Below are 8464 nucleotides of genomic sequence, written 5' to 3' on the forward strand. Positions count from 1 at the left end.
CAGGCGGGCGTAGTCGGCCTCGGTCAATCCCTTGCGTCCGCCGGGGCGGCGCCGGCGGCCGGGATGGGTGCGGTAGATCAGCCGCGGCCGGTGCCCGGGTTTGGTGGCCAGCAGCGCGGCCAGCGACAGCCGCGGGCTGTTGGCCGCGGTCACCCGCACCACCGGCGTGTGCCCGCGCCGGCCCCAGGTGCGGCCTTGCGGCGGCCTCAGCCCCTGGCCGGACTCGTCTTCGAAGACCAGCCAGGCGCCCAGGTCCTCCAATCCGAGCGATGCGGGCGGTGATGCCGCGGCGGCGCAGGTAGCGGCGGACCCGCGGGTTGTCGTAGCCCTTGTCGCCGTGCAGCTTGAGCGGTCGTCGGCGGGGATGGCCGCGGCCGCCGCGCTTGATCGCGGGCATGCCGTCGAGGATCGGTTCGACGAAGATGCTGTCGTGCCGGTTCGCGGCCGAGACCAGCACGTTGAGCGGTAGCCCGTGGGCGTCGACGAGCAGGTGGTACTTGCTGCCGGCCTTGCCGCGGTCGGTGGGGTTGGGGCCGGTCAGTGCACCCCCCTTTTCGCCCGGACGCTGACCGAGTCCAGGCTGGCCCGTGACCAGTCCAGTCGGCCGTCCTCGCCCAGGCGGTCGAGGACGGCCTGGTGGAGCTGATCGAAGACGCCGGCCTCGGCCCATTCGCGCATCCGGCGCCAGCAGGTCCAGCCCGACCCGTAGCCCAGCTCGGTGGACAGCTTGGTCCAGCCGATGCCGGTGGAGAGCACGAATGCGATCCCTTCGAGCACGTCCCGGTCGGAGGTCCGTGGCCGCCCCGTCCGCCCGTGGATGGCGGGGCGGCGCGGTGGGATCAGCGGCTCGGCCAGCGCCCAGAGTTCGTCACTGACCAGCCGCGACGGCGGGGAAGACGCCGGCGACGACATGCGGCGAACCCTGCGCCCGAGCGCCGAAACCGGACAGAGCCCGAAGACCTACTTCTGCAACGTCTTCTGAGCTTGTCGTTTAACCCTTGACGGCCTGCTCGCTGCTGGTGGCTGCAGCTCGAGTGGGGTTCTTGCCGACGTCGTAGCGGGGAGCGCGGCGCCGGTTGGTGACCCCGGGTGGGCGTCCGGGCCCGGGATGGGTGGGTTTCGGTGCACGGGCCGGCGAGGGGGTCTTCGCGTGCAGGTAGCGAAATCCGCGGCGGACCCTCGCCGGGGTCAGCCGCTCGGTCGGCAGCGGTCGTTCCCAGGGCCGGCGCAGATCGTGTGCCAGCGGGCGGGCCAGCCGCAGCTGGGTGTGCGCGGCGATGATCAGCCAGGTCCACCGGTCGGCCGCGGCCGGTGCGCGCAGCTTCGGTCGGGTCCAGCCCAGGACCTGCTTGGCGAAGCGGATGGTGTGCTCCAGGTCGAAGCGGCGTAGGTAAGCCTGCCAGCAGCGGACGACCGCGTCAGCGTCGGCATCGAGGGCTGAGGTCCACAACCAGATCGGTTTGGCCGCCCGAGCCCCGGGCAGGTGCTCGACCTGCAAGCGGAGGAGGGTGCCCTCCACGATCGGCAGCCGGCCGGGGTGGGCGGCCCAGGCACCGCGGTGGGTCAGCCGCGGATGCATTCGATCCCAGGAGAGGGCCTCCGCGCGCCCGTAGCGATCTGTCTGGCGGGCCGACCGGGTGCTCGGCTGCGGCCAGCTGGCCGGGTCGGCCAGTGTCATCGCCGCGCCGTGCCGGCGGGGCCGGCCGGTCGGCCGCGGCCGGTCGGGGCGGAGCGGAGCGAGGGCGGTGAGCAGGACCCGGTCGGCGCGGATCCGCCCGATCAGCTGCAGCGGCAGGTCGGCGAGCAGGTAGGCCAGCCGGCACACGTCGTAGCCGGCATCGAGCACCACCAGCATCGGCGGATCCCCGGGCGACCAGTGCCCCGCCGCGCGCAGCCGATCCACCACCGCGCGCAGCTGCTCGGCGGTGACCGCGGTGGCGTCCTCGGCCGGGTGCAGCCGGCGGGCGTCCAGCAGCGCGGTCCAGCTGGTCGGTCCGCTCTCCAGCGCGGCCACCAGCTGATACGGCCAGCCCGGCAGGAACTGGTCGGACTCGCGGGTGCGGCCGTAGACGTGGCAGAACCCCCGCTCGGGGCAGGTCTCGGCGTCCGGGCGCAGCCAGGCGGTGGCGTCCACGGCCAGCACGATCCGCCCGCCGAACATCCGCGTCAGCGGCAGCTGCGCCAGCGCCCGGCCCAGCCGCTCGGCGTCCACCCGGCCGACGTTGACCGCGTCGTAGAGCGCGCCGTGCCCGCGGCGGTGCTCCGGGGCCAGGCACAACCCGACCAGGGTGTGCACCGGCCCGTCGGCACACAGCAGGGCGTCGGTCAGCTCGAACAGCTCATCGGCCCGCCGGCCCAGGCAGCCGTACAGCTCGCCGCGGAACCCCCGCAGCCGATCGGACGCCTCCACAGCCAGGCTCTTCTCAACCCCGTCGCCCGGGTGGAAACTGTCCACGACGGCCACCGCCGATCTTCGAAGCTCGTCACTCCGAAGGATCACGCGGTGGCCGCCCCCATGCCAGCCCCAGAATCACAGCCCTGCCATCCCACTGGCCGAGGGGTTAAACGACAAGCTTAGGGCTCTCCACTTAACCTCGATCCACCGTCGATCTTGGTCGGGGCCTGCCGGCCACTTCCTGATCTTGGTGGGCTGTTGCAGGCGTGACGGAGCCGCCGGTCTGTCCGGCTCTTCCACTCTCGGTCTCCGGTCGGGCCCGGTGGGGCGGTGGTCATTCAGGCCGCTGCGGGTGGCCCGCAGGTGGCGTCGAACAGCTGGGTCCAGGCGGTCTCCCATGGCCAGTCCCGGGGCAGGTGTAGCCGCAGTCGGCGGGCGGAGCGGGCGATTCGCGTCGGCACGTTGACCAGCTGGGTGCGGATGGTGGCGGTGGTGGCCTTGGCGTGGAACGCCGAGGCCAGCGCGCCGGCGGCGCGGGTGAGGTTGAACGCGATCGCCGCGAGCACCAGCCAGGCGGCGTGGTGCGGTTCCTGCTGACCGCCGCCGCCATCGGGCTGCTGTTCAAGGAGAACGCCTCCATCTCCGGTGCGGAGGTCGGCTGCCAGGGCGAGGTCGGCTCGGCCTGCTCCATGGCGGCCGCCGGTCTTGCCGAGGTGATCGGGGGGAACCCGGAGCAGGTGGAGAACGCCGCCGAGATCGGCATCGAGCACAACCTCGGCCTCACCTGCGACCCGGTCGGCGGGCTGGTGCAGATCCCCTGCATCGAGCGCAACGCCGTCGGCTCGGTCAAGGCCATCACCGCGGCCCGCATGGCCGTCCGCGGGGACGGCCGGCACCACGTCCCGCTGGACAAGGCGATCAAGACGATGCGTGAGACCGGCGCGGACATGAAGGACAAGTACAAGGAGACCGCCCGTGGCGGGCTGGCGCTCAACATCGTCGAGTGCTGAGGAGGCACCCGTGTCCCACCCGTTCACCCTCACGCTCAGCTGCCAGGAGCGGCCGGGCATCGTGCACGCGGTCACCGCGTTCCTGTTCGAGCACGGCTGCGACATCGTCGAGCACCAGCAGTTCGACGACGCCCTCCGCGGCCAGCTGTTCCTGCGCACCGCCTTCGTCTGCGCCCAGGACACCGACACCGAACGCCTCTCGGCGGACTTCCGTGCGGTGGCCGAGGATTTCGGCACGAGCTTTCAGGTCACCGGCGAGCAGCCGCAGCGCGTGCTCGTCATGGTGTCGAAGCTCGGTCACTGCCTCAACGACCTGATCTTCCGCTGGCGCGCCGGCAGCCTCGGCGCCGAGCTCGTCGCGGTGGTGTCCAACCACGAGGACCTGCGCCCGATGGCCGAGGCGGCCGGGCTGCCCTTCCACCACGTGCCCGTGACGCCGGCGACCAAGCGGGAGGCCGAGGCGCGGCTGCTCGAGCTGGCCGACGAGCACCGGGCCGACCTGGTCGTCCTGGCCCGGTACATGCAGGTGCTCTCCGACGAGACGTGCGCCGCGCTGCACGGGCGGGCGATCAACATCCACCACTCGTTCCTGCCGGGCTTCAAGGGTGCCAAGCCCTACCACCAGGCCTTCGACCGCGGCGTCAAGCTCGTCGGCGCGACCGCCCACTACGTCACCCCCGACCTGGACGAGGGGCCGATCATCGAGCAGGAGGTCATCCGCATCGACCACACCTACGACCCCCGCGCCCTGGCCACCGTCGGCCAGGACGCCGAGGCGCTCGCGCTGTCGCGCGCCGTCCGGTGGCACAGCGAGCGGCGGGTGCTGCTCAACGGCTCCAGCACCGTCGTCTTCCGCTGACCGGTGCAGCTCCGGTCTCAGCGGAGCCACTCCGGCTCCCGGAGCACCGCCCGGCCGGTGACGGCTGACTCCACGCAGTCCCTGGTCGAGCCGAACCAGACGCCTCGCCGGATCAGCCCCGGCCCGTAGTGGGCAAACTTGCCGGAGTCGGTCATCACCTCCTCGGTCCCAGGGGGCAGGGACCGCTCGGTGCGCATGCACAGGCAGGTGTCGGCGAGGATCCGCACGCCGAAGTCCTCGAGCACCCTCAGGAACCCCGCGGCGCGGGCCTGCTCATGCGCGAAGCGGCTGGTGGTCACGAGGACGTCGACCCCCGGATGCCTCCGACGTCCCCGCGTCAGGTCGGCGAGCCGGGCCAGGTCCCCGAGCGTGGCGTGCGGGCTCCCGAGGAGCACCAGCTGCAGCGCGCCCCCTCGCCCGCTCGACAGGCCGTGCCAAACCTCGCGGAGCGCCTCCCGCGTCACGTCCAGCACCCGCCCTGGCGGGCGGCCGCCGAGCGCGGCCTCGACCGTCGGCGCCTCCGGAGTCACCCCGACCATGTGGAACAGGCCCACGGGACCCGACGTCGCTACCGTCGAGCAGAACGCCTTCAGGTCCTCCGTCGACGGGGTCCAGGAGATGCCCTGGACCACGGGGATCTGGGTGCCGGCGTGCTTGCCCACGAGGTAACCGAGGGTCGTGAAGAAGGACTCGTCGGGATCCTCGACCTCGGGGATCCGCACGAGGAGCTCGCCGGTCCGGTTTGCCGGCAGGTGCAGGCCCGAGCGCGGCACCCGCCCGGTGATGGCGGCGCACACGTCCAGGAAGTCGCCGTGACGGTTGGTCCGGGCGCCGATCACGCTGTTGGCGTATGCGATCGCGTTCGACTCGGCCCAGAGGATGTCCTCACCGAAGGCAGGGCCGTCGGGGAAGACGTACGGCGTGCACGAGAAGGTGGGCTGTGCGCCCATCTCCTGCAGGGCCGTCGCGAGCCGGTCGGCGTTCCGCGCGAACTCGGGGTCGAGTGCCCGGTCGGCACCGCGGGAGCGGTCGATGGAGATGGCGTTTACAGTCGTCGGCACGCGCACGGTCGCCCCCAGCTCGACCATCCGCTCGACGGCGTGCAGGCTGCCCTGCCCCGTGTAGAAGCTCCCCCCGACGTGCACACGACTGACGTCGATGAGCTGGGTCGCCTGCTGGATCGACGCCATCCGCAGGAGCACGTGCATGGCCACCTGGGCTGCGGGGCCGTGGTCGCCGGCGAGCATCGCGCGGTCCCGGTCGGTCAGGGCGACGTCGTGGGGCCGGCCGGCGGGATCCGGCCGCCCAACCGTGGCGGCGGCCCCGGTGGCGGCTGGCTCGGCTCCGTGGAGGAGCACGGTCCCGTCCCGGCGGATCTCGGCCCGGCGCGCGGTGAGCGCCTGCTCGAACTGGACGTCGTCCAGGACGACCACCGGGATCGTCGTGCCGGTGAACTCCTCGCGGACGACCGCGCCGAGGGCGATGATCTCGTCGACCCGGTTGAGGACGATGCCGGCCGGCCCGGTGCCGGCGGCGAGCGCGTCCAGCAGCACGTAGCTGCCCGTGCTCGACCCCTTGCCGCGGGGCAGCACCAGGACGGTGTTGGTGATCGACCGGCCGCACAGCGGATGCCGGGAGTCGATCACGGTGCCGGTGGCCGGGTCGACGCCACCCCAGAGACTCAGCATCTCTCGGGTCGCGGTGACCTGCGCGTCGGCCACCCCGGCGACGAGCACCTGTGCCGCCTCAAGTCTGATCACAGATCACACCGAACCAGCCGTTGACCCGCCGCCGCAAGGGCATGGTCTACGGGACGGACGTCGACGTGGAGCCGCTAATCTTGGCGGCCAGGCGCTGCCGGATGTCCTCGGCGGCGACGTCGAGCGAGGCGTCGGACGCGGCGGCCGCAGCGTCCGGGTCGTGCGACCGGGCGGCCTGGACGAGGTCGCGCTGGTAGCGCCAGAGCCACTCGTTGGACTTCTCGGACTCGAGGGTGGCCTTGATGCCCACCATCTTGTACGCGCGGCACTGCAGCCACAGGTTGCGGATGCTGCTCACCAGGACGGGGTTGCCACTCGCCTCGTAGAGGATGGTGAGCAGCGCCTCGTCGTGCCGCAGGTGGTCCTCGGCCCGCTCCTCGGCGAGAGCGGACTTGATGAGCTCGTACTCGGCCTCCATGCGGTCGCATTCCTGTGGCGTGATCCGCTCGCTGCCCAGCCGGGCCGCCTCACGCTCCAGGATCCTGCGGACGGCGTAGACGTGCACCAGCTCTTCAAGCGTGAGCCCCTTCACCACGGCGCCCTTGTGCGGTTCGCGCTGGGCGAAGCCGCCCTCCTCGAGCCGGCGGATCGCCTCGCGCACCGGCATCACGCTGGTGCCGACCTGCGCGGCGACGTCCCGGATCCGCAACCGCGACCCGGCCGGCAGCTCGCCGTTGATGATCGCCTCGCGCAGCACGTCGTACACCTGGTCGGTCAGGAGCGTCGGCTGCAGGGGCTCGGTGAGGTTCACGTGCAGACGATAGTCGTGCAGTGACGGTCAGCGGCCATGCGCCGGTCAGCGGCCGTGGTTGTGCATCACGTGCTTGGTGCGGGAGTAGTCGTCGAGCGCGTATATCGACAGGTCGCGGCCGTACCCCGAGCCCTTGAACCCGCCCCATGGCACCTCGTTGGCCAGCACCAGGTGGGAGTTCACCCAGACCGTGCCGGCGTCCAGGCGTGCGGCCACGGCGTGACTACGGCGGGCGTCGTTCGTCCAGACCGAGGCGGACAGGCCGAGCCGGACGCCGTTGGCCCGCTCGACGGCCTCGTCCTCGTCGGCGAAGGTCTCCACGGTCACCACGGGGCCGAAGATCTCCTCCACGGTGCACGCCGCGGTGGCGGGCACGTCGACCAGCACGGTCGGCTCGACGAAGAAGCCCGTTCCCTCGGCCGCGCCGCCGCCCACGGCCACGCGCGCCCCCTCGACGACCGCCTGCTCGAGGTGGCCGAGCACGCGGTCGTAGTGCGCCCGGGACACCAGCGGACCCACCTCGACGTCCTCGCCCGCGGCCGGTTCGCCGACGACCAGCTCACGCACCTGCGCCACCAGCCGTTCGACGAACGCGTCGGCGACCGATTCGTGCACGAGCACGCGGCAGGCGGCGCCGCACTCCTGCCCACTGTTGTAGAAGCTGGCTGCCCGCAGCGACGTCGCGGCCAGGTCGAGGTCGGCGTCCTCGAAGACCACCACCGGCGCCTTGCCGCCCAGCTCCAGGTGAACCCGCTTGAGGCTCTCCGCGGCGGCGCGCGCCACCGCGCGGCCGCTGCCGACCGATCCGGTGAGCGCGATCATGTCGATGTCGGGATGGGCCGCCAGGGCCTCCCCGACCACGGGGCCGAGGCCGGTCACGACGTTCAGCACGCCGGCGGGCAGCAGGTCGGCGACCAGTTCGGCGAACTTCAGCGTGGTCAGCGGCGTCTGCTCGGACGGCTTGATCACGACGGTGTTGCCAGCCGCGAGGATCGGCGCGAGCTTCCAGGCCGCCATCAGCAGCGGGTAGTTCCACGGGGTGACGACGCCCACCACGCCGAGTGGCTCGCGCAGGATCACCGACAGGTGGTCCTTGGCGTAGTCCCCGGCGGCCAGCGACGTGGTCGCGCGCAGCGCGCCGGCCATGAAGCGGAAGGTGTCGATGGTGCCGTCGACGTCGTCGCGGGCCACCGAGACCGGCTTGCCCGTGTTGGCCGACTCGAGCATGACCAGGACGTCGCGGTGCTGCGCGATGCGGTCGGCCACGGCGTGCAGGAGCTCCGACCGCTCCTTGGGCGTCAGGCGAGCCCACGGAGCCCGGGCGCGTTGCGCGGCGGCAACGGCGACGTCGACGTCGGCCGCGGTACCTTGCGCGACCCGAGTGATCACCTCCTCGGAGGTGGGGTCGACGACGTCGAGCCGGTCGGCGTCCGGGGCGTCGCGGAAGGCACCGTCGACGAAGTGCCCGGCGGGCGGCAGCACGGCCGAGTCGAAGACGCGGGCTCCTTCGGCGCGCCGGACGACGTCGGTACGGGGGGCGGTGAGGGACATGGCGGCACTCCTCGAATGGTGGGGGACGGCACGGCGGCCGGGTCGAACCGGCGGCGTCAGCCGACGGTTGCCGGCTCCCGGACCTGTCCCTTATAACAAGTTGACGCTGCCGGCGCCTCCGTTACTCGAGTTTCCGTT

Annotated in this window: 6 protein-coding genes and 3 pseudogenes; 2 read left to right on the forward strand and 7 right to left on the reverse strand. The window is 72.3% G+C overall.

The window, feature by feature from the left end:
• From CNO22_RS28580 to CNO22_RS23305, 4 genes and pseudogenes are all read right to left on the reverse strand, one after another.
• Positions 1–261: pseudogene (locus CNO22_RS28580) on the reverse strand (hypothetical protein); the annotation flags it as partial.
• A pseudogene (locus CNO22_RS23295) lies at positions 257–912 on the reverse strand (IS5 family transposase); the annotation flags it as partial. The pseudogenes CNO22_RS23295 and CNO22_RS28580, both read right to left, overlap by 5 nt.
• A gap of 79 nt (positions 913–991) precedes the next feature.
• Complete coding sequence (locus CNO22_RS23300) at positions 992–2410, reverse strand: NF041680 family putative transposase (RefSeq protein WP_232807288.1); 1419 nt, start codon at positions 2408–2410, stop codon at positions 992–994.
• Between the two features lie 323 nt (positions 2411–2733).
• Positions 2734–2976: pseudogene (locus tag CNO22_RS23305) on the reverse strand (transposase); the annotation flags it as partial.
• Here CNO22_RS23305 and CNO22_RS23310 point away from each other — a divergent pair.
• Both CNO22_RS23310 and purU read left to right on the forward strand, forming a co-directional pair.
• Positions 2977–3405, forward strand: a complete 429-nt coding sequence (locus CNO22_RS23310) for an L-serine ammonia-lyase, iron-sulfur-dependent, subunit alpha (protein ID WP_269799625.1) — start codon at positions 2977–2979, stop codon at positions 3403–3405. It begins immediately after the preceding pseudogene.
• A 10-nt stretch (positions 3406–3415) separates the two neighbouring features.
• Entirely contained in the window at positions 3416–4264 is an 849-nt protein-coding gene (gene purU, locus CNO22_RS23315; RefSeq protein WP_100501658.1) for a formyltetrahydrofolate deformylase, read from the forward strand.
• Positions 4265–4281: 17 nt separating this feature from the next.
• Here the strand turns inward: purU and CNO22_RS23320 are convergent, their stop codons facing one another.
• The 3 genes from CNO22_RS23320 to CNO22_RS23330 are packed head-to-tail and all read right to left on the reverse strand — an operon-like array spanning position 4282 to position 8326.
• Positions 4282–6024, reverse strand: coding sequence for an aconitase X (locus CNO22_RS23320; protein WP_157937085.1), 1743 nt, complete (start codon positions 6022–6024; stop codon positions 4282–4284).
• A gap of 46 nt (positions 6025–6070) precedes the next feature.
• Positions 6071–6775, reverse strand: coding sequence for a GntR family transcriptional regulator (locus CNO22_RS23325; protein ID WP_100501660.1), 705 nt, complete (start codon positions 6773–6775; stop codon positions 6071–6073).
• A 45-nt stretch (positions 6776–6820) separates the two neighbouring features.
• Positions 6821–8326: an aldehyde dehydrogenase family protein gene (locus CNO22_RS23330; RefSeq protein ID WP_198588556.1), complete on the reverse strand. Its 1506-nt coding sequence runs from the start codon at positions 8324–8326 to the stop codon at positions 6821–6823.
• Positions 8327–8464 lie beyond the last annotated feature (138 nt).

This window comes from Geodermatophilus chilensis (assembly GCF_002802985.1).
Lineage (GTDB): Bacteria > Actinomycetota > Actinomycetes > Mycobacteriales > Geodermatophilaceae > Geodermatophilus > Geodermatophilus chilensis.